This window comes from uncultured Kriegella sp. (assembly GCF_963975415.1).
Classification (GTDB): domain Bacteria; phylum Bacteroidota; class Bacteroidia; order Flavobacteriales; family Flavobacteriaceae; genus Kriegella.
Map to the genome: position 1 here is coordinate 19,656 of NZ_CAXBGN010000006.1, position 21,740 is coordinate 41,395.

Consider the following 21,740-nt stretch of genomic DNA (forward strand, 5'->3'; position numbering starts at 1 on the left):
GTTGTTTTTAATCGTTTCTTAATTATTTTCTGGGCATTATTACAGAATTCCAATCCGCCAAGTCAGACGGTTTGACATTTTTCTGAAAGCCCTTAAAGTTAAAAGTAGTTGGTTTATATTCTCCAACAAAATCAATACTATTATTGGGTTTAATTTCATTTTCCATTTTAAGTCCCCAGAAGCAGGCATTAATAAGCATCCTTCTAAAGCCTTCACTGAGAATATCTTCGGAAGCACCGTGTGTAGTTGTAAATGCACGTCCAGGTTTGCCTGATGCTATTTGGTAGGTGCGAACCCATGCAACTGGAAGCTCTTCTTTGGTATCGTCTGCCGGTGAATCGGGGGTCATTCCGTTCAAGACCCTGCCACGGGCCAATATTTTTAAATCTTTTCCTTGGGGGTAAGCGTTGTAACCTCCGCATTGGGCCCAAGCATTTTCTACCCCGCGCATAATCGGATGCAATTTATTTGTGTCTTCCGTGATTAATTTAGAAGCCTGCTGATGGTTTTTGCCGTAATGCCCTACCCAGGTTTCACCTAAAACCACCTCTCCGAAACCTCCATGCCAAGCTTCTTTTTCGCCCTCATATTTATAATCGTAATGGCCCCAATTGGGGTTATCGGAATTTTTAAAAGCATGCGTAGACGTTCTGAGGCCGATCACCGGGCGCCCTTTACGCAGGTAATCGTCTATAAACTGCATTTGTTTGTTTTCGAAATTCGCGAACCGTGTAAAGATTACCATGAGGTCGGCTGTTTCAAGCGCATCAAGGCCTTTAAGGTTCGAACTGCCCGGGAATATGTTGCCTTGGTCATCTAAAGCCCAGACAACGGTACAGGTGAAGCCGTATCTCTTGGCAAGGATTTTTGCTAACGCAGGAAGTGTTTCTTCTCCTCTGTATTCGTGGTCTGTTGCAATAAAAACAATGTTTCTGTTTTTTCCTGGTCCTTTTTTTCCTTTGTAGGTTACACGATACTTGTCAATATTCGCTTCGCTCTGTATCGGCAGGCTTTTTTCAAGGGCTATATTGAAATTTTCCGATAGGCTGTCTTGTGAAATACTAGCTGTGTGCACAGCCATATTCTTTTTCATGTGATCCCCGCAAGAACAAAGAAGTACTATCACAAAAAAATACCACATGATAATTTTTGCGTTTTTGGTATAAAAAGAATAGCGATAAAATAATGATTTTGACATAATAATACAAAGCTATAACACTTGTTGGTCAATTAATTTTGCAAGTAAATTTACTAGTGTTATAAGAAATCAAAGTTCGCATAAAGGTTAAAATACCAGAGACCTTCCTAAAATCATTCTGTGTGTCAATATCTAAATTTATTATCATATTTTATGCACTATTGACAAAAATTGTTAGGATATAATTTGACAATTAAAATTTAGCTGTACAAAGCTAAAATACTATCGGTTTTGATATTTCCTGTATCTTACTAAAAGATGACACTTTTTTGTCTTATATTTGGTTAAATTTCGATTTTAGAGAAAATTTATGAGTACCCCAAATATAGAAAAAACACTTACTTCTAAAGAGACTTTTGTCTTTAAAGATCTTGTGGGGCCGTACTTTAACCCCAATTGGCATTTTCATCCTGAGTTCCAAATTTCGTTTATAGTCAAAGGAAAGGGAACCCGGTTTGTCGGTGATCATGTGCATAGTTTCGAAGAAGGGGATCTTGTTTTTACTGGCCCCAATCTACCTCATTTATGGCGTAGTGATGATGCTTATTTTGAAAAGGATAGCAAACTGACAACAAGAGGGTTGGTCATTTATTTTGATCATGAGCTTTTAAGTGAATCGTTGTTGGATCGAGAGGAGTTTTATAACTTGAACAAACTTGTCGAGAACGCTTCAAGAGGTATGGAGTTTTATGGTGAAACTAGAGATGAAATCAATGGATTGTTTTTGCAAATTGCCGATGAAAAAGGATTTCGGCGTATAATTAAATTGCTTGAAATATTGGATATTTTGGCCAGTAGTGAAGATTATAATTTACTATCGAGTCCTGGTTATGTGAACGTGTTTAAAGGCGATGACGCAGAAAAAATGCGCATGGTCTATGAATACGTAATGACTAATTTCAAGACCAAAATCTCCTTGGAAGAGGCTGCCCTGATGTTGAACATGACCACAACTTCATTCTGTCGCTATTTTAAACCAAGGGCGAATAAAACCTTCACGCGTTTTGTAAACGAAATAAGAATTGGTCATGCCCGTAAACTGTTGCTCGAAGATAACTTCAACATCTCGCAAATCAGTTATGAATGTGGCTTCAATGCCCTGTCTAATTTTAATAGGCAATTTAAGGCGATTACCGATATGAGTCCCCATGAGTATCGCAAGTTGTTTTTAAATATTAAGACCAGTATCTCCTGATAAGACAAAAAAGTGTCACCTTTTAACAAAATATAGGAATCTTGAAGTTTCCTTTTGCTTTAGATTTGTTTGATTTCGAAAGTTGTAAGACTAAACTGTTGTTATTTTTAAAATAAAGGCTTGTAAATCAGTAATTTGACAAGTGTATTCGTAAAAAATTATGAATATCATAAAAAAAAATGGTAAACTTACAGGTTCATAAAGCATTGACCAATTCTTGATAATAAAAACAATAATCTAAATTTTAAAACTATTTAACCAATGGAATCTACAGGTAATCGAGCAGGCTTAAACGCCAATAGACTTTTTTATGGTAGCTGTTTTGCGTTGATCACTACCGCCTTTTCTTTTAGTATAAGGGCCGGAATATTGCCTCAACTAGGAGAAGAGCTAAGTTTAACGGCAGAACAGTTGGGCTTTATTAACTCAATGTGGTTTTTAGGATTTCCATTGTCGATGGTCGTTGGAGGTTTAATTTATCATAAGGTAGGTGGTAAAGCGATTATGCAGTTTGCTTTTTTTGCCCATGCCCTTGGTATAATTCTTACTATATATTCGGGTAGTTATACAGGCCTGTTGATTTCGACTTTGCTGATAGGTTTGGGCAACGGGTGTACAGAGGCTGCCTGTAATCCGATGATTGCCGATGCCTACCAAGGCAATAGAATGAGTAAGATGATGAACCGCTTTCATATGTGGTTCCCAGGAGGTATAATGCTCGGAAGTCTTATTTCTGAATTTATGACATCTTCATCTATAAGTTGGGAAACCCAAATATGGATAATTATGATTCCAACATTGATTTATGCCTATTTGTTTTTTGGCCAGCCTTGGCCTAAAGCCAAAGTAGACGAGGCAGCAACACTTTCGGGCAATTTTAAGGCCATGATTTCGCCTTTGTTCCTTTTTATGGTTATATGTATGTCTTTAACGGCAATTTCAGAGTTCGGTCCGCAGCAATGGGTAGGCCTCATTCTTGCGAAGAGTGGAGCCAAACCTATGATTATTTTGGCTTTGACTACGGGGCTTATGGCCGTTGCCCGGTATTTTGGTGGTGATGTAGTAAAGAAGTTCGATCAGACGGGGGTTCTTTTGGGCTCGGCAGTTTTAGCCACTATAGGTATATTTCTTTTTAGCACTCAAACGGGAACAATGGCCTATGTAGCGGCAATATTTTTTGCATTGGGAATCGCTTATTTTTGGCCGAACATGTTGGGATTCATTGCCGATAAAATTCCAAAAAGTGGTGCATTAGGTTTGTCGGTTCTTGGTGCAGTCGGAATGTTTTCCTCTTCTATTTTTCAACCCATAATTGGAGGCTGGATCGATGCTGATAAAGCTGAAGCTGCCGCACAAGGACTTACAGGAGATGAACTTGAATTGGTGGCTGGTCAAGATACTTTGGGCACAATGGTCTCGTTTCCGGCAATTTTAATTGTTTTGTTCGCCATACTTTGGTTTTGGGTCAAAAATAGAAAAAGTACCGACCCCGCTGAAGCTAGTAGTGACCAACCAGTTACAGATCTCTAGATAATCCATAAAATTTAAGCATGAAAATTGGAATGAATATGTTGCTCTGGACAAACCATGTCACAGAGCAACATTTTAGTATTGTCGATACCTTAAAAAAAACAGGGTATGACGGCGTTGAATTATTTTTAGGAGAAGGTGATGAAAAGCACTATTCAAAATTAGGAAACCATTTTTCCAGTATTGATATGGGAGTCACGGCAGTAGGTGCCTTATCACCTGATCAGAATATTGCGAGTCCTGACAAGAAAGTTAGGGCGGCAGGTTTAGAACAATTGAAATGGACTATCGATATGGCAGCCGCCGCTAATGTAGAGGTGATATGTGGGCCTTTTCATTCCACTTTTGCCTATTTTACCCGTCAACCACCCACAATTGAGGAAAAACAGTGGAGTAATGAAATGCTTTGGCATGCAGCAGAATATGCAAAGCAAGCCAACATTATACTTACCCCTGAGGCAGTTAATAGATTTGAGTGTTACCTTTATAACACCATGGCCGATTTAGGCGCCATGGTAGAAGCGGTCAATCACCCCAACTTGGGGGCTATGTTCGACACGCACCATGCGAATATTGAAGAGAAAAGTCAGTCTTCGGCGATAAAGACTATTGCACCTCATTTAAAACATGTGCATATTAGTGAGAATGATCGTGGAACACCGGGTAGTGGTCAGATAAATTTCAATGATGCTTTTTCAGCTCTGAAAGAAATAAACTATGACGGCTGGTTGACCATTGAGGCCTTTAGTACCATTATTCCAGAGTTTGCGAATGCCATTAACGTATGGCGTGACTATTCGCCCTCAGAGGAAATTTATACCGAGGGTTTGAAGTTGATTAAGAACGGAATGGGTATTGATTAGCGCATTCCATTAAAAGAGCTCATGGCAATGTCGATTGGTTAAATTGGGCATTCATGAATTTTTCTTGAGAGTAATTAAGTACAGATGAAACTATGATATCTGTTTTGTTAAATAAAAAAATATCCCCAGATGAAAAATCTACTACCTTTTATTATTTGTTTTTTGATGTTCGCCTGTAAAGAACAAAAAGAAACCAAAGCTGAAGAAACCACAAAAGTTGAGGCGACCGAAACACCCAAGCAATGGTTGACTTTCGAAGGTTCGGATGAAAATGGAAAGCATGTTGTTTTGATTTCGGGGGATGAAGAATATCGTTCGGAGGAGTCTATGCCGCAATTGGCTAAAATTTTGTCGGCCCACCACGGTTTCAACTGTACGGTATTGTTTGCCCAAGATCCTGAGCATCCTGGAATAATAGATGCCAATTATGTCAATAATATTCCTGGGTTGGAAGCCCTAGACAATGCTGACCTGATGATTATTTCTACTCGTTTTAGAGCTTTGCCAGACGACCAAATGAAACATATCGATGATTATTTAAAATTGGGTAAACCCGTTATCGGATTGCGAACAGCTACGCATGCCTTTAATTTTAAGAAGGAGGATGTTTCTGCTTATAAACATTACGGAAACTCTTATAAAGGTGATATGACCGGATGGACTGATGGTTTTGGCCGAGTCGTTCTGGGTGAGCATTGGATCAACCATCATGGCCGTCACAAACATCAAAGTACCAAAGGGATGGTAGCCGAGGCCGGAAAGCGTAACGGACTTGCCAACGGCATTGAAGATGGCGATGTATGGGCCTCCGCCGATGTATATGGTGTTCGCTTACCTTTGCCTGGAGATGCCGAACCCATTATTTATGGTAAAGTGATGGATAGGGCCGGGGAGTTCGATGAGAACGATATGTTCTATGGAATGAGACCTACCGACGATAAAGAGGCCGATACGAACAAGAAAGGTGTGAAATTCAACGATCCGATAATGCCTGTAGCTTGGACAAGAACCTATCAAATACCTGGAGGGGAAAAAGGAAAGGCATTTACCTCTACTGCTTTTTCCGCTGTAGATTTCACAATAGAAGGTACGCGAAGACTGATTGTAAATGCGGTGTATTGGACCCTTGACTTGCCTGTACCCTCAAAAACTAACGTAAACTTGGTGGGTTCCTATAACCCAACCGCTTTCGAGTTTAGAAGTGACGAATATTGGGATCAAAAACAATTGAAGGTGGAGAGTTTTCAGTGAGAATATTTCTTTTTTTCCTGAAGGCATTTCAATGATATTGTTTAAAGTTTATAGATTTAGGTGAGTGCAATACTGCTAAATGAGTGTTTACTTAAGTAAGAGTAAATGACAGATACATACTTTATTCGTTTTTGAAAACCTTAATTGGGCGCTCTTCTTTTAAATAGCTACAATATCTTTTTGATAGATGTTGAGAATGTCGATATTCTATAGTATAACCAGTTAAAAATCAATCAAGGATGAACGAAAAAAGAATCTATTTCTACTTTATGGTAATGCTACTATGTACGCAAGTAGCTATGGCTCAAAACCAAATTACTGGTGTGGTATCCGACGAAAGTGGATTGCCGTTACCAGGGGCGAATATTGTGGAAAAGGGAACTACAAATGGTGTAACAGCCGATTTTGATGGCAATTACGCTATTGTTGTAGCTGGTTCTTCTGCAGTTCTACAAGTGTCATACGTTGGATATATAACGAAGGAAGTAGCTGTTGGTTCGCAATCATCGATTGCTATCACCCTTTCTGAAGATGCCGCCCAGTTAGACGAAGTCGTAGTAGTGGCCTATGGTACGGTAAAAAAATCGGATTTGACCGGAGCAGTTGCCTCAATTAAAACAGATGAAATCAATGCCACACCATCGGTACGTTTAGATGATGCTTTAAGGGGAAAGGTTTCAGGGGTACAAATAACACCTACATCTTCCCAGCCGGGTGCAGCCGCGTCGATACGTATTCGGGGTACGAACTCTATTTCAGGAAATAGTTCGCCCCTCTTTGTTATCGATGGGTTGATCGGAGCAGGAAATTCGTCCGACATTAATGTACTCGATATTGAGTCGGTCGAGGTTTTAAAAGATGCTTCGGCCACCGCCCTATATGGATCAAGGGGCTCTGCCGGAGTTGTACTTATCACCACAAAAAGGGGTAAAGCCGGGCAGTCAAAATTTACATATGACGCTTTTACGACTTTTCAATCACCGTCACGTTTTTTGGATGTTCTTAATGGTGCAGAATTTGCCGATTGGCAAAACGAAGTTCAGGGTACGGAAGCTTATCCTAACCCAGCATCTTTTGGTGAGGGAACTAATTGGCAAGAAGAGGTGTATCGAAATGGTGCGCCAATGACAAGTCACACCCTGTCGGCTTCCGGCGGAAATGAAAAAGCACAATATTTTGTTTCAGGAAACTATTTTAATCAAGATGGTATTTTTAGAGGTGGTAATCTAGAAAGGTATCAACTTAGAATGAACGGCGATTATCGACTGAATAAAATACTTAAAGTAGGCAATTCGGTAACGATTTCGAGAAGTACGCAGGTGCCAAGAAGCAGTAACATCATCAATATTGCGGGCTGGTTTCCAACATTGCCGGTATTCGATGAAAATGGGGAATATACTATTCAAACAGCCAGTGCCGAACTCAATGCGGAGAACCCGGTCGGAAATGCCGCTAAAAACATTAACTTAGACACTAGAACAAGAATATTGGGTACGCTCTATGCCGAATTGGAGCCAGTTAAACACTTGAAATACAAATTCAATTTCGGCACCGACCTTTCTCTCGACAAAAGTGAAGATTATGCGCCATCTACACTATTCAGTCAAAGAAATGATGGAGGTACTGCAACCATTGGGAATTCTGAATACTTAAGTGTTCTGGTTGAACAAACCCTGAGCTATAATACCTCTTTCGGTGACCATGATGTAGACGGCCTTTTAGGATATACCAGACAACGGATTTTTAATTCAGGAAGTTCCGTGCAGACGAGAGGGTTTACTACCGACTTTTTTGAGTACAATAACATTGATGCGGGATCAGATAGGTCGAACGCCAGTTCATTTGCAAATGAATTCGGAGTGGAGTCTTTTCTGTTCCGTTTAAATTACGGTTATAAAGGCAAGTATAGGGTAACCTTAAACGGTAGGGTCGATGGGTCTTCAAACTTTGCTAAAGATAGCAAATGGGGTACTTTTCCCTCTGTGGCAATTGCGTGGAATGCTGGAAGGGAAGAATTTGTTGAAAATTTAAAGATTTTCGATGATTTGAAATTTAGGGCAAGTTATGGTAGATTGGGCAATCCTGCCTCAGGTGGTACTTCATTAGCCCGATTAGGAGCAGGGTTTACCTACCTTTTTGGAAATAGTGGGGATATTACCAACGGCATTGGATTGAATAGATTGGGTAATGACCAATTAAAGTTCGAAACCACTGATCAATTAGATTTGGGTATTGATACTTCCTTTTTTAATAATCGCTTACAGGTTACTTTAGATTATTATCATAAAGAAACGAACGACCTTTTTACTGACCAAGAAATTTTATGGTTGGCCGGGGTTCCCGATGCGATCATTCCAACGAATTTTGGTACTATTGAGAACTCAGGGTTTGAACTTTTTATAAATTCCATTAATGTCGACAAAGGCGACTTTAGGTGGGACACTAGTTTTAATATATCAACGAATAAGAATAGGGTGGTGTCCATTCCCGATGAAGATGGTGAGCTTTTGATAAATCGTTTTGGAGGGGTCTTGAATCAACCGTCCGCGGTTATAAAAGAGGGAGAGCCTCTTGGTGCATTTTATGGGTATATTCGAAATGGAATTTGGAATAGCCAAGCGGAAATCGATGCCGCTGGAGTAGAAGGTAGGGGTGTATTTCCAGGCGGAAAACGCTTTGAAGATATTAGCGGACCAGATGGTGTGCCAGATGGTATAATAGATGCCGATGATCAAACCATCATCGGGAACCCACACCCTAAGTTGTTCGGCGGCATGAATAATACGTTTACCTATAAGGGACTAGAATTCGCTATGTATTGGTCTTTTGTTTTAGGCAATGATATTTTTAATGAGACAGACTCTAGAATAAATACGGCTTTTGACAATAACGTGAGCGGTATGTTCGCCAATAGGTGGACACCAGAGAACACTGATACCGACGTGCCTTCGGTGAGAGGTGTTTTTAGAACAGAAGTGGTGCCCGAAACTGGAATCGTCGAAGATGGTTCGTTTTTACGTTTGCGTAATATAAGTTTGGGTTACAATATTCCTACGCAGTACGTGCCGGTATTTCAAAATGCCAAGGTATATGTAAGTGGCACTAATTTATTATTGTTCGATAATTATAGTGGTTACGATCCTGAAATTAATAGAGGAAACGAAAACGCCCGAAGAGGATACGATCAGGCCCAAGATCCTGCGGTCCGTTCGTTTACCCTTGGTTTAAGTTTGACCTTTTAAAAATAAAGCGATGAAAAAAATAATAGTTATAATTCTGGTAATTTTTGCGGGGCTTACATCTTGTGATGACATCATTACTGAAAAGCCAGTAGATTTTTTGGTTCCTGGAAGTTTCCCCGCTAACGAACAAGATGCGGTGGCAGCAACAACAGCTGCCTATACCCGTTTGCATAGTAGCATTATATCGTTTTACTACGGTTTTACCCCGAGTGATATTGCCTTTCAAGGGCAGCACAATATGCGGCCGGTGTCGTGGTTTTTAGATCTTAACCCTAATAACGGTGATGCGACGGCTATGTGGCAACAGAATTTTCAGGGTATCGCCTTGGCCAATACCGTGATACAATTTGTACCTGATGTTGAGATGAACGATAAAGCGTTGCAACAACGATTGATTGCGGAAGCTAAGTTTTTAAGGGCATTCTATTATTTTGAACTGGTAAGGGTATATGGTGATGTTCCTATAATTAACGAGGTTGTTATCAATACAGAAGATTTGATCGGAATTACGCGAAACACAGTCGAAGAAGTGTACACACTTATCGAACAGGATCTGACCGAGGCATTGGCTGTATTGCCCAATGATTATGTCGGTGAAGACCTCGGCAGGGCGACAAAATGGTCGGCTACAGCTTTGTTGGCAAAAGTCCATTTGACTCAAGGGGAATGGGAAGCAGCAGCAACTAGGGCGCACCAAGTGATTGCCTCGGGTATGTTCGGGTTAGTGGCCGACTATAACAGCTTGTGGAGCCAAAATGCGGAATATGTGCCCATGCCCGACAAGAATGGTAACTTGGTAAACGAAATAGTCTTTGATATACAATTCGAACAAAATGAACGCAACGACTTCAAACAGAGTTGGACGGCCTCTCGAGATACTGAAATTGTGGGTGCTACGAATGCTGTTGGTGGTGGATGGGAAAATATGCTTCCGACGACCGATTATTTGGCCATGTTTGAAGCGGGGGATCTGAGAAAGGATATTAGCTATGTTACAGAGTTAAATGGGAACATTTTAGAATCACCGAGAACACCGGGTGCAGGGCCTATCTCAGGAAAATATCTTAATGCCGACGGTGATCCTCCTAAGAGTAACAATGGAAGTCAGAATACCTATGTAATTAGGTATTCAGATGTTCTATTGATGCGTGCAGAGGCTGAAAATGAATTGAATGGCCCTGCTGCCGCTTATCAATTTATAAATTTGGTCAGAGATCGTGCAGGGCTATCACCCTTAGCTGGGCTTAATCAAGAATCCTTTAGACAGGCCATTCGAAAAGAGCGCGCAACGGAGCTTGGTTTTGAAGGGCATCGGAAATTTGATTTATTGCGATGGGGTATTTTTGTTGAAACCATACGCAATGTAAATGATTCCCATATGGAAACACCTGCGGCGAACATCCAGGAGCATCATGTTTTGTTGCCGGTACCTGCTCGAGAACGTGAAATTTCAGAGGGAAGTTTGACGCAGAACCCGGGTTATTAAACGGTGCAAATACGAGGCGTATGCCAAATAAGCTTAAAGGGAAATAGTGAAAAAGACAACCCAATAAGCGTTGAATACAATTTCAAATGGTTGATTGACCACAATGTGAAGGGTTTAAAGAGAATGAATATGAATTATTTAAGGGATGCAATTTTAGTACTGTGTACGCTTACTTTATTTGGATGCCGGAATAACAATTCCGCGGCGAAGGAAGCGGAAAAGAAACCGAATATTGTCTTTATATTGGTCGATGATTTGGGGCTTAAAGACCTTAGCGTTACGGGCAGTACGTTCTATGAGACTCCGAATGTAGATCAGATTGCCAAAGAGGGCATGGTCTTTACACAAGGGTATGCGGCAAGTAGGGTCTGTAGTCCTTCGAGAGCCAGTCTTATGACTGGCAAGTTCACGGCACGCCATGGTATTACCGATTGGATCGGTGCGGCTTCAGGTACGGCATGGCGCAAACATAATCGACATGATAAATTGCTTCCTGCCGAGTATGTGCATAGTCTGCCAGCCAACGATATTAGTTTGGCCGAGGCCATGAAAGCGGCAGGCTACAAAACTTTTTTCTCTGGAAAATGGCATTTAGGAGCTGAAGGCTCCTACCCTGAAAATCATGGTTTTGAAATTAATAAAGGAGGTTGGGACAAGGGTAGTCCTATGGGCGGTTATTTTTCTCCTTGGGACAATCCTAAATTACCCAATAAAGAGAACGGGGAAAACCTGACCATGCGCCTGGCCAACGAAACCGCTGATTTTATCAAACAGCATAAAGATTCTACTTTTTTTGCTTTTCTTTCCTTCTATGCGGTACACGGACCGATACAGACGACCGAACAAAAATGGCAAAAGTACAGAGACAAGGCTGAAGATCAGGGTATAGCCGATACTGGCTATAAAATGGAACGCGTATTGCCCATTCGTCAGGTGCAAGACAATCCTATTTATGCAGGGCTGGTCGAAAGTATGGATGATGCCGTAGGTGTGGTGCTAAAGGCGTTAAAGAGTTCAGGGCTGGAAGAAAATACTATTGTGGTTTTTACTTCCGATAACGGAGGCGTGGCCTCAGGTGATGCATTCTCTACTTCAAACCTTCCGTTACGGGGCGGTAAGGGGTATCAATGGGAAGGGGGCATTCGAGAACCTTATTTTATAAAAGTACCATGGTTGAAGAACGGGGGGGCACAAAGTGATTTTCCGGTTATTGGTACCGATTTCTATCCGACACTTCTTGATCTTGCAGGCGTCGCTATGTTGCCAGAACAACATATAGACGGTGTCAGTCTTAAACCTATCTTGGAAGGAAAGCAAATGGATATTGACAGACCTTTGTTTTGGCATTATCCACATTATGGAAACCAAGGGGGAAACCCTTCTTCGGTTATTCGTGAAAAGGACTGGAAACTTATCCATTATTGGGAAGATGATAGCGAAGAACTCTATAACTTGGCTTCAGATGGTAGCGAGCAATCAAACGTGATTGATGCACATCCTGAAATTGCAAAGAACCTAAGTAAAAAGCTATTGGATTGGCTTCAGGAGGTCGGAGCCAATATGCCGACAGAAGACCCGGATTTTGATGCGAAACTCGCAGAAGAAAGGCATAGCAAAATCATTAAAGAGAAATGGCCCGCTTTGGAAGCGGAACGGCTCAATTTTTTATCTGAGGATTTCAGGCCGAATGAAGATTGGTGGGGGAGTAAGGTGACCAAAGATTGAATTAGATTAAAACGAGATATCAGTGCGATTTAACTTTAAGATCTTAATTTGCAAAAACAAGAATCGACCAAATAAGAATGTGCAAAAGATTCTCGGCGGTTTCAGTTCTGAGAAAGGCGTAGGCCCGCTTCATTTGGGTTTTAACAGTGTTGATAGATATGCCTTGATTCTCGGCTATTTCGGCATAACTCTGTCCGTTAAGAATAGCTGAAATGAATATTTCCCTTCTACTTTCGGGTAATTCATTTAGTAACGCTAGAACTTTACTATTAGAATGGGGTAGGGCAAAAACTTTAGGCTCTTCGTAATCGGTAATGTTTAAATTTTGTAATAACAATTTTTCTTTTTTCTCCTTCTCTAAGGAAAGCAAGCTTAAATTCTTTACGGCACGAATTGCATACGCTTTAAAAGAAGTTGTGATCGATACCGATGTTCTTCGTTGCCAATAGGAGATAAAAAAATCTTGTACCACATCTTTTGCCGCATCTTTATCCTTCGTAATTCCGAAGGAAATCAAACACAGTAAGGGATAATGCTCTTTAAAGAGCTGTCCCATTTCATCAGTGTGGTCTTTTTTGTTTGGTAACATGGTGATTCTCCCAATATTGAACTAACTATTTTAGAATGGGTAATTGTGCTCTGGTTCAATTTAAGGCTTCAATTATAATAATTTAATTTCATTTAATGGGAAAATTTATCGAATTCTTAAAAAAGTTAATCTTTTTGTCACCCTATTTTGTTTTTTTGGTAACATATAAGAAACAACCTTAAAATGTCGGGCCTAGATAAGTTAAAATCCGTTTTGAAAAGTATTCAAGATGCTCCAGAATTGGAAAATGATGCGCTTGAAGGTCTGACGGAAAGTGAACGCGAAATGGTCGATACCCTTTATCGTGAAAATTTACTTTCGGAAGCATTGGATTTTTTGGAAGATATGGATACCGAAGAAGAATGGAATCAACTTTTGCAGAAAATGACGGTATCTAAAAAACGAAGATTCCCCTTTTTGAAACCACTTCTAAAGTATGCCGCCATTTTTGTTGGCTTACTGGCCATTGGGTACATTGCCTATCAAAGTCAAAATATTAAACCCGAAATTCCCATTTCGGAAACTGCCATCAAATTAAGAATGGGAGGCGATGAGGTTAAAGTTATCGAAGAGGGAGAGCGTCAACAAATAATTTCTACTTCCGGAAAAGTGCTAGGTGTGCAGAATGGCAATAAAATAAGTTATAGGTCAGATTCGGAAATGAACGAACTGGTATATAACGAATTGGAAATTCCTTTTGGGAAAATTTTTGATGTTGAGTTGTCCGACGGCACGTTGGTTCATCTTAATTCAGGAACCAAGATGAGATACCCCGTCAAATTTATGAACAATGGGAAAAGGGAAGTTTTTATCGAAGGGGAAGCATATTTTAAGGTGACGAAAGATAAGGCCCACCCTTTTGTCGTGCATGCCGAAGAAGTGGCGGTTGAAGTACTGGGTACCGAGTTTAATATATCTTCCTATAAAGAAGATGCCGAGATTAAAACTGTCTTGGTCGAGGGTTCGGTAAGCATGTCGAACTCATTGATACCATCAGATAATATAGTGCTTGTTCCTGGTAAAAAGGGAGCTTGGAATAAAGCGTCGTACGCCACCACTTCCGAAGATGTAGATGTTACGCAGTATACAGGATGGATTAAGGGAGAGCTGGTTTTTAAGAACACCTCGTTTTCGGCAATGGCAAAAAAACTAGAGCGTAGTTACAATGTTACCATTAAGAATAATAATAGCCTACTAGGTGATAAAATACTGAACGCTCATTTTCATGTAAACATTGAGAGTATAGAAGATGTTATGAGGTCGATTGGAGAAATTTATGCTTTTGAGTATACCATAAAAGAGGGAAACATCACAATAGATTAAATATTATCATGAACTCAAATAATTCGATTGCCTATGCTTTGACCTTTATAAAGAAGTAAAGAAAGTTCAAAAAAAACCGGAAAATGCTTGAGACCATTTCCCGATTTAAGAATAATCAATTAAACGACCTTTTCAAAATCATTTAATCAAACCAAAATTATGAAAAAAATATTTATGGGGGTGTTGCTAGATCGGCATTTCCCTAAATTAGACTTGAAAATGAAACTGACCACCTTTCTGCTTATAGTTTCGTTATTCGAAATTCAGGCAAACTCCTACGCCCAGGGTACGAAATTGACTTTGGATCTGGAAAATGCCAGTATTGCTCAGATTTTTAATGAAATAGAGACCATTTCCGAATTTCGTTTTTTATACGAAAGTTCTCAGATAGACCTAGATAGAAAAGTAAGCCTTCACATTAAGGAAAGGAAAATTACAGAAGTATTGGCTTTGCTTTTTGATCGTACGAACATTACCTATAAAACCCGCAATCGGCAAGTCATACTTACCAAAAAAAACCTTCCACGAGTAGCGCCCGTTAAGAAGGGTAAGGCGGTTATAGATGAAGATGAAAGTGACGTGCAAAGTCAAATTTCTGGGGTGGTATCAGATGCAGATGGAGCTCCGTTGCCCGGAGCCAATATTTTGGAGAAGGGTACGACCAACGGTACCCAAACCGATTTTGATGGAAAATTTGTTTTGGACATTACTGATGAAAATGCAGTTTTAGTGATTTCCTATATTGGTTTCGCGACCAAAGAAGTCAGTGTAAATGGGCAGTCGAATATTGCTGTAAGTTTGGCCGAAGATGCTGCAGGTTTGGATGAGGTCGTTATCACTGCACTAGGAATATCAAGGGAGAAAAAATCATTGGGGTATTCCATATCTGAAGTTGATGGTGAGGCTGTTAATCTTACGCCCCAAGAAAATGTTCTTAATTCACTTGCGGGAAAAGTTACCGGGGTAAGTATTTCCCAAATGGACGGATTGGCTGGTTCCTCGGTAAATATGGTCATAAGGGGGGCGACTTCTTTAAGTAGTGACAATCAACCTTTATTCGTAGTTGATGGTATTCCCATTGTCAACAGTCTCAATAATTTTTATGAAGGAGCAGATATGGGCAACGCCATATCTGATTTGGATCCCAGCAATATAGCAAATGTGTCCGTTTTAAAAGGTCCTAGTGCTGCGGCTTTATACGGGTCAAGAGCAGGGAACGGCGTCGTGTTGATCACTACCCGCACCGGGGGGGGTGTAAAAAAAGGAATAGGTGTGAGTATAAGTTCGGCGGTCACCTTTGATCATCCATATAGATATATAGATTACCAAACTCAATTTGGTCCAGGTAAGGCTGGTGTTCACATGTTCGAAGAAGAAGAAAATGAGAGTTGGGGTTCTAGATTGGATACTGGAGAAGAATGGGTGCAATGGAATACCAACGGTTCTAAAGCTCCCTTAACTTCGTATGACAACAGACTTACCGATTTTTTTCAAACAGGCATTACATACACGAATAATGTATCGGTAGGAGGTAATTATGATAAGGGAGATTTCAGGTTGTCGGTGGGGAAAATGGACAATACTGGTATTGTGCCGAATACAGATTTTGGCAGGCAATCGTTCAATCTAAATGGTTCTTACAAGGTTGCACCAAACTTAAGGGTTCAAGGAAACATAGGAATATCTGAAACAGGCTCAGACAACAGACCTGTGGTCGATGGAGGGCGTAATACCGTGGTAAGAAGTGTATATGAAATGTCGGCCCACGTAAATATCAATGATCTGAAGGATTATTGGTTGCCGGGATTGGAGAACGTCGAACAATTGAAATATAAAACCAAACAAAATAATCCTTGGTTTCTAGTCAACGAAAACACGATTTCTTTTAAGCGGGATAGAACAGTGGCCAAGTTTCAGTTTGATTGGGATATTATTAAAGACTTAACCTTGACCGGTAGGTACTCTAGAGATAGTTATACCGAGGGGAGGCAATCAAAAAAAGCCTTTAGTACGTATGGGCAGTTAGAAGGTGGTTATAATGTAGAATCGGTATACAGAAAAGAAGCCAATTTTGACCTTATTCTGGCGTATAACAAAAAAATTAACGAGTCTTGGGATGTTAATTCCCTTATTGGTGTGAGTGATTTAAATATCAATGGAAACTCGTTGGGTACCGTTGCCGATGCATTGGTTGTTCCAGATTTGTATACCATTTCCAATGCGGTTCCTGGTACCGTTCGCTACAATAGTGAATACAACGAAAAGAGAATCAAGGGAGTTTATGGTATGGTTTCGGTAGGCTATAAGAATATGATGTTCTTAGACGTCACCGGCAGAAACGACTGGTCGAGTACTTTGCCGGCTGAAAATAATTCTTATTTCTATCCGTCGGCTTCGGTAAGCTTTTTGGTGTCAAATATGATGAGCATGCCTTCTTGGATGCCTTATGCAAAGCTTAGGGCTGGTTGGGCAGAGGTGGGTAATGATTTGGCGCCCTATCAGTTGGAGCAGTATTTTTCAACAACGGGAGATTGGGGTGATGCAAAGCGCATGTATCAAGATGGAATACTTCGAAATAGCCGATTGAAACCTGAAATAGCTACATCGAAAGAAGTAGGTTTCGATATCAAACTATTTGATTATAGACTGGGGTTGGAAGCAACATATTATGAAGTAGAGAATAGGAACCAAGTGCTGAATATTTCTGTTCCAGTCGAATCCGGAGCAACCAATAAATTGATCAATGCCGGATTGATTGCTAGTAATGGTTGGGAGATCGGATTAAACTCTACCCCCATTATAGCCGGTGATTTTAGAATGGACCTAGGTATAAATGTTTCTAGAAATAGAACCAAGATAGTTGAACTGGCCGATGGTATGGAATTCTTCAATTTTGGGCAAGAGGGCGATGCTATTGTGAGAACCTATGTTGGGGAAACCATAGGGGATATTTATGCGAGGCCCGTACTAACTGTAAAAGATGAAAGTTCACCCTATTTCGGATATCCTATAATTTCCAATGGAGGCTTACTACAGAAAGATAATGACCCTGCAAATCTGAAGAAGATAGGTAATTTTAATAATGATTTTACAATGGGAATTCAACCGAGATTCGCCTATAAATCATTGTCATTATCCGCCAATATTGATTGGAGGCAGGGAGGGGAATTCTTTTCAGGGTCCATGCGATTTTTTAGAAACAATGGTCAACTAGAGAATACGTTTTCGGGAACGCCTTATGATCAAAGCCAAGATATTGTAGAACAGATTAAAGAAGATCCCGATAAGTACTTCGGGTATTGGGTAGGGGGAAGAACTGCGGAGCTCGGCGGATTTGATTGGGGAGATCCCTCGCTTGATAGGGAGCAAGATGCCAGTTTTCATCCTGGGGTTAGAGAAGTGATTGTCGATGGCGAGAAAGTTTTTGTGGAAAACTTGGGAGGCGCTGAGACTATTTGGAAAACTCCATTCGATGCCAATAAGAATTCGGCAAGAGAGTTTGCTGAACATAATATATACAGTGCCACTTATGTGAAAGTAAGGGAACTGGCGCTAACTTATGATATTCCCAAGAGGTTGATTCAGACCGCGGGATTACAAAGAGTTTCAGTATCGGTAATAGCAAAAAATCTTTTTGAATGGACAGAAGCGGGAATAAATTTTGATCCAGAACGGGCTTTTAAAGGTGGCAGTAATTGGGTGCAGGGGATAGAGTATTACAACACCCTACCTTGGGTTGCGTCCTATGGATTTAAATTAAATGTTGATTTTTAAATAAAAAAAGATGAAAAAATTATATAGAATTATATTCGTGTGGTCCTCCTGTTTCTTTATGATGTCGTCATGTGATCATATTGAAGATATAAATGTCAGCCCGAACAATGCGGAGGAAGTATCTTCAAATTATATTTTGACCTATGTGCTTACCGAAACGTCCAAGGCTTACTATAACCTTGGTAAAGAAGGGGGTAACATTTTTTCGGCTATGCAGTATGGCCAAAGAGGAGATGACTTTAATGCTTTAAGGGTGAATAGCTATGATTGGAGCCCTGAGCCTTGGAGCAATTATTATGAAATATTGAGGAATAATGAAATCATTTATAGAAAATCGGTTGAAGATGAACATGATTTTTTCCAGGGAATAGCGTTGGTGATGAGGTCTTTTACTTTTGGCATTATAACCGATTTGTATGGCGATTGTCCATATTCAGAAAGTTTGGGGGCTATCGATGAGGTCTATTTTCCGAAGTATGATGAGCAAAAATTTATTTATAAAGGTATTCTGGAAGATTTACGAAAGGCTAATGAACTATTGAAGAATGTTGATGCTGCAGTGCATCCGATTTCTCCATCTGCAGACGTAATCTATCAGGGCGATCCCGGCAAATGGCGAAAATTCGCGAATTCATTACGGCTTAGATATAGCATGAGGCTTGATAATAAACGCGCTGAAATGAATGCTATAGGAATCGATGTCACAGAAGAATTTAAAGATGCCAGTACCTTTGTGTTTGAGAGCGGTGGTGATTCCGCTATCATGGAATTCTTGGGAGTGGCTGATTACAACTCTGCCCCGGGCGGAGCTTTGAACTCGGCAAGTCAGGGATTGGGGAACAAGCCTTGCGCCACTATTGTCGATAAACTGGTCGCCTTAGAAGACCCACGATTAGACCGATGGGTACTTCCCGTGCTTCGGCAGTGGGATGATTCGGTAACCGAAGATACCCCTGCGAACGTAGTTAATATATATGGGGAACCGCAAGACGTTACACTTGTTCCGCCAATAGCTGGCAATGAACAACCAATAGATTATTCGCTTTATGTCGGTTTGCCTCCAGGGTTGGCCGGTAGTGATGCGCTTATTTATAATAGGGGTGGCGATACAAACCCATTTGAAGATGAGAGGAGTCCTTATATATCGATTTTTCATGATAGGTACAGGGAAGATGCCAATGAATACGTAAATGTTAAGCTGATGACGTTTGGTGAAGTTGAATTTATTTTGGCGGAAGCTGCGTTAAAAGGTGATTTTGGTGTTGTGGGTAGTGCTGAAGAACATTTTCAGAACGGTATTCAAGCGTCTTGGGATGATTATGGGGTAGAATTAGCGACTGAAAACAATGATTTTGCAACCTATTATGCCAATCCAGAAGTGAATTTAAGCAGTGCCGTTGATAAGCTAGAGCGAATAATGTCTCAAAAATGGATATCCCACTGGTTGAGTATAGAATCATGGTTCGACTGGAGAAGAACAGGGTATCCCGATTTACAAACGGGCCCCGTAACGCTATATGGAGACGAACTTCCGATTCGATTTATGTACCCTTCACCGAATTTGGATCCAAAGTATTTAGACAATTATTCGGCGGCTGTCAATAGACTAGAGAAGACACCATATGTTCCTACGGGTCAGAGTGGTGATCACTCCTATTCAAAAATGTGGTTGCTTCAGGGTTCTGAGAATCCTTGGTAAGCGATTAGACCTCGGTTTATAGTTAAGAGAGTTAGTAGTTAGTTTAGTTTAGTTTTTTATTGCTAATGGGAACAAGTTCATAGTCTTGTTCCCATTTTTTATTGGAATAAAGCTTCTGGTTTTTCAATATTTTATCTAGGTTTTTAGAATACTAAGAATTGACGAACGAAGTAGTCGGGTATATTTTAGTCTCAAGCTAGACCTAAAATCCAGAATGGTGAGTAATACTCGAATATTTTGGTAAATTGCAATTGAATCGGGGTTTCTTGTTTTTGGCTGTGGAAATTATTCGAAACCCCTGTTTCTAAGATTAGAATAATAACCGAAGTAATTGCGGATATGGAGGCATTTCGAAGACTATTTTTTGTGGCGGTTTTACTAGGAATTTTTATAGTTGGCTGCGCCGAAAAATCTAAAAGAGCGGAAAATCATGTCACCAATCAAGAAACACCGAACATTATTTTATTAATGGCCGATGATCAAGGCTGGGGCGACACTGGCTACAACGGACACCCTCATCTCAAAACCCCGAATTTAGATGCGATGGCCGCCAACGGAGCGGTTTTCGAACGTTTCTATTCGGCGTCGGCAGTATGTTCTCCTACTAGAGGTAGTGTGATGACTGGAAGACACCCCCTTCGTTATGGTATATGCACAGCTAATTGCGGCCATATAAAACCCCAAGAAATTACACTGGGTGAGATGGTCAAAGAATTAGGGTACACCACGGGCCACTTTGGTAAATGGCACTTAGGTACGCTTACGCGCGATACAGTGGAGGCAAATCGGGGAGGTCGTCCTAAATTTGATGGTGATTATGCACCGCCCTGGGATCATGGTTTTGATACTAGCTTTGTAACCGAATCGAAGGTGCCCACCTGGAACCCTATGATAACACCCCCGCGATCATCCGGTGATGTGAATGGTACATTGGAAGAAGGCAAGCCCTTTAATACGGCGTATTGGATCGGGCCTGGCCAAATGGAAACAGATAATTTAGAGGGAGATGACTCTCGCGTGATTATGGATCGGGCCATCCCTTTTATCGAGACGGCAGTGAAAAGCAAAACGCCATTTTTGAGTATCATTTGGTTTCATACGCCACATCTCCCTGTCTTGGCAGGAGACGATGATCGAAAGTCGTATGCCGATCTTTCCGAAGACCAACAGCATTATTATGGGGTTATTTCGGCCATGGATGAACAGGTTGGGCGTTTACGCAATAAATTGAAGGCCTTGGGGGTGGCCGAGAATACAGTGTTGTTTTATACTAGCGATAACGGACCTGAAGGAAAATCGACGATTGGCAGAACCCAAGGAGTCACTAAGGGCTTGACTGGTAGAAAAAGAAGTCTTCACGAAGGAGGAATCCGGGTTCCGGGTATTATGGAATGGGAAGGTAAGATACAGCCAGGTACAAATGTGGCAACACCTTGTTTTACGTCAGATTATTTTCCTACTATAGCGAATATACTAGGTGTCGATTTGAAGAAAAACGAGCGTCCGTACGATGGTGTAGACATGCTTCCCATTGTACAGGGAAAGGTAAAACAAAGGTCTTCCCCTTTAGCTTTTGAGTTTCAAAAGCAGGCGGCACTGATGGATAATGAATATAAGATTTATAGTAATGACAACGGGCAACACTTCGAGCTTTACAATATCTTGAATGATCCTGGGGAACAAAATAACTTGGGCGATGATGAACCTGAAAGACTAAGCGAAATGGTTTCCGTATGGCGTAAATGGAAAACCTCTCAAGAGAACAGCGCTCAGGAAAATGATTATTAACAAAGAGACAATCAAATAAGCGATTTCATTCGCCGACACTTGTTCTAAATTGGCGATTTTTTAAAAATTATTCAGAC

General features: G+C 40.7%; 13 protein-coding genes. 11 read left to right on the plus strand and 2 right to left on the minus strand.

Annotated elements, in window-relative coordinates:
* Positions 1 to 22 precede the first annotated feature (22 nt).
* Entirely contained in the window at positions 23 to 1,081 is a 1,059-nt protein-coding gene (locus AACZ88_RS14205; protein WP_339711536.1) for a ThuA domain-containing protein, read from the minus strand.
* Between the two features lie 427 nt (positions 1,082 to 1,508).
* Between AACZ88_RS14205 and AACZ88_RS14210 the strand changes: the two genes are divergently transcribed.
* From AACZ88_RS14210 to AACZ88_RS14240, 7 genes are all read left to right on the plus strand, one after another.
* Positions 1,509 to 2,393 carry an AraC family transcriptional regulator gene (locus AACZ88_RS14210; protein ID WP_339711538.1) on the plus strand — a complete coding sequence of 295 codons (885 nt, stop codon included), beginning with the start codon at positions 1,509 to 1,511 and terminating at the stop codon, positions 2,391 to 2,393.
* A 261-nt stretch (positions 2,394 to 2,654) separates the two neighbouring features.
* Entirely contained in the window at positions 2,655 to 3,923 is a 1,269-nt protein-coding gene (locus AACZ88_RS14215; RefSeq protein WP_339711540.1) for an MFS transporter, read from the plus strand.
* Between the two features lie 20 nt (positions 3,924 to 3,943).
* On the plus strand, positions 3,944 to 4,786 hold the full coding sequence (locus AACZ88_RS14220) for a sugar phosphate isomerase/epimerase (protein ID WP_339711542.1): 843 nt from the start codon (positions 3,944 to 3,946) through the stop codon (positions 4,784 to 4,786).
* Between the two features lie 129 nt (positions 4,787 to 4,915).
* Positions 4,916 to 6,037 (plus strand): hypothetical protein, encoded by a 1,122-nt coding sequence (locus AACZ88_RS14225; protein ID WP_339711543.1) that lies wholly within the window; start codon positions 4,916 to 4,918, stop codon positions 6,035 to 6,037.
* Between the two features lie 239 nt (positions 6,038 to 6,276).
* A complete protein-coding gene (locus AACZ88_RS14230; protein WP_339711545.1) occupies positions 6,277 to 9,279 on the plus strand; it encodes a TonB-dependent receptor in 3,003 nt (1,000 codons plus the stop codon).
* Between the two features lie 10 nt (positions 9,280 to 9,289).
* Complete coding sequence (locus tag AACZ88_RS14235) at positions 9,290 to 10,765, plus strand: RagB/SusD family nutrient uptake outer membrane protein (protein WP_339711546.1); 1,476 nt, start codon at positions 9,290 to 9,292, stop codon at positions 10,763 to 10,765.
* A 129-nt stretch (positions 10,766 to 10,894) separates the two neighbouring features.
* On the plus strand, positions 10,895 to 12,490 hold the full coding sequence (locus AACZ88_RS14240) for a sulfatase (RefSeq protein ID WP_339711548.1): 1,596 nt from the start codon (positions 10,895 to 10,897) through the stop codon (positions 12,488 to 12,490).
* 43 nt (positions 12,491 to 12,533) lie between these two features.
* Here the strand turns inward: AACZ88_RS14240 and AACZ88_RS14245 are convergent, their stop codons facing one another.
* Positions 12,534 to 13,079: a sigma-70 family RNA polymerase sigma factor gene (locus tag AACZ88_RS14245; protein WP_339711550.1), complete on the minus strand. Its 546-nt coding sequence runs from the start codon at positions 13,077 to 13,079 to the stop codon at positions 12,534 to 12,536.
* A gap of 183 nt (positions 13,080 to 13,262) precedes the next feature.
* Here AACZ88_RS14245 and AACZ88_RS14250 point away from each other — a divergent pair, with 183 nt between their 5' ends.
* From AACZ88_RS14250 to AACZ88_RS14265, 4 genes are all read left to right on the plus strand, one after another.
* The gene (locus tag AACZ88_RS14250; protein ID WP_339711552.1) at positions 13,263 to 14,402 is read left to right on the plus strand and encodes a FecR domain-containing protein; all 1,140 of its coding nucleotides are present in this window, start codon (positions 13,263 to 13,265) and stop codon (positions 14,400 to 14,402) included.
* 159 nt (positions 14,403 to 14,561) lie between these two features.
* Positions 14,562 to 18,176, plus strand: coding sequence for a SusC/RagA family TonB-linked outer membrane protein (locus AACZ88_RS14255; RefSeq protein WP_339711554.1), 3,615 nt, complete (start codon positions 14,562 to 14,564; stop codon positions 18,174 to 18,176).
* Between the two features lie 10 nt (positions 18,177 to 18,186).
* Positions 18,187 to 19,875 carry a SusD/RagB family nutrient-binding outer membrane lipoprotein gene (locus tag AACZ88_RS14260; RefSeq protein WP_339711556.1) on the plus strand — a complete coding sequence of 563 codons (1,689 nt, stop codon included), beginning with the start codon at positions 18,187 to 18,189 and terminating at the stop codon, positions 19,873 to 19,875.
* 339 nt (positions 19,876 to 20,214) lie between these two features.
* Complete coding sequence (locus AACZ88_RS14265) at positions 20,215 to 21,663, plus strand: sulfatase-like hydrolase/transferase (protein WP_339711558.1); 1,449 nt, start codon at positions 20,215 to 20,217, stop codon at positions 21,661 to 21,663.
* Positions 21,664 to 21,740: the final 77 nt, after the last annotated feature.

What these genes read in the sequence shown, in the direction of transcription:
- AACZ88_RS14205 (WP_339711536.1), bottom strand. Translation starts at nt 1,081, where the DNA reads ATGGCTGTGCACACAGCTAGTATTTCACAAGACAGCCTATCGGAAAAT.
- AACZ88_RS14210 (WP_339711538.1), top strand. Translation starts at nt 1,509, where the DNA reads ATGAGTACCCCAAATATAGAAAAAACACTTACTTCTAAAGAGACTTTT.
- AACZ88_RS14215 (WP_339711540.1), top strand. Translation starts at nt 2,655, where the DNA reads ATGGAATCTACAGGTAATCGAGCAGGCTTAAACGCCAATAGACTTTTT.
- AACZ88_RS14220 (WP_339711542.1), top strand. Translation starts at nt 3,944, where the DNA reads ATGAAAATTGGAATGAATATGTTGCTCTGGACAAACCATGTCACAGAG.
- AACZ88_RS14225 (WP_339711543.1), top strand. Translation starts at nt 4,916, where the DNA reads ATGAAAAATCTACTACCTTTTATTATTTGTTTTTTGATGTTCGCCTGT.
- AACZ88_RS14230 (WP_339711545.1), top strand. Translation starts at nt 6,277, where the DNA reads ATGAACGAAAAAAGAATCTATTTCTACTTTATGGTAATGCTACTATGT.
- AACZ88_RS14235 (WP_339711546.1), top strand. Translation starts at nt 9,290, where the DNA reads ATGAAAAAAATAATAGTTATAATTCTGGTAATTTTTGCGGGGCTTACA.
- AACZ88_RS14240 (WP_339711548.1), top strand. Translation starts at nt 10,895, where the DNA reads ATGAATTATTTAAGGGATGCAATTTTAGTACTGTGTACGCTTACTTTA.
- AACZ88_RS14245 (WP_339711550.1), bottom strand. Translation starts at nt 13,079, where the DNA reads ATGTTACCAAACAAAAAAGACCACACTGATGAAATGGGACAGCTCTTT.
- AACZ88_RS14250 (WP_339711552.1), top strand. Translation starts at nt 13,263, where the DNA reads ATGTCGGGCCTAGATAAGTTAAAATCCGTTTTGAAAAGTATTCAAGAT.
- AACZ88_RS14255 (WP_339711554.1), top strand. Translation starts at nt 14,562, where the DNA reads ATGAAAAAAATATTTATGGGGGTGTTGCTAGATCGGCATTTCCCTAAA.
- AACZ88_RS14260 (WP_339711556.1), top strand. Translation starts at nt 18,187, where the DNA reads ATGAAAAAATTATATAGAATTATATTCGTGTGGTCCTCCTGTTTCTTT.
- AACZ88_RS14265 (WP_339711558.1), top strand. Translation starts at nt 20,215, where the DNA reads ATGGAGGCATTTCGAAGACTATTTTTTGTGGCGGTTTTACTAGGAATT.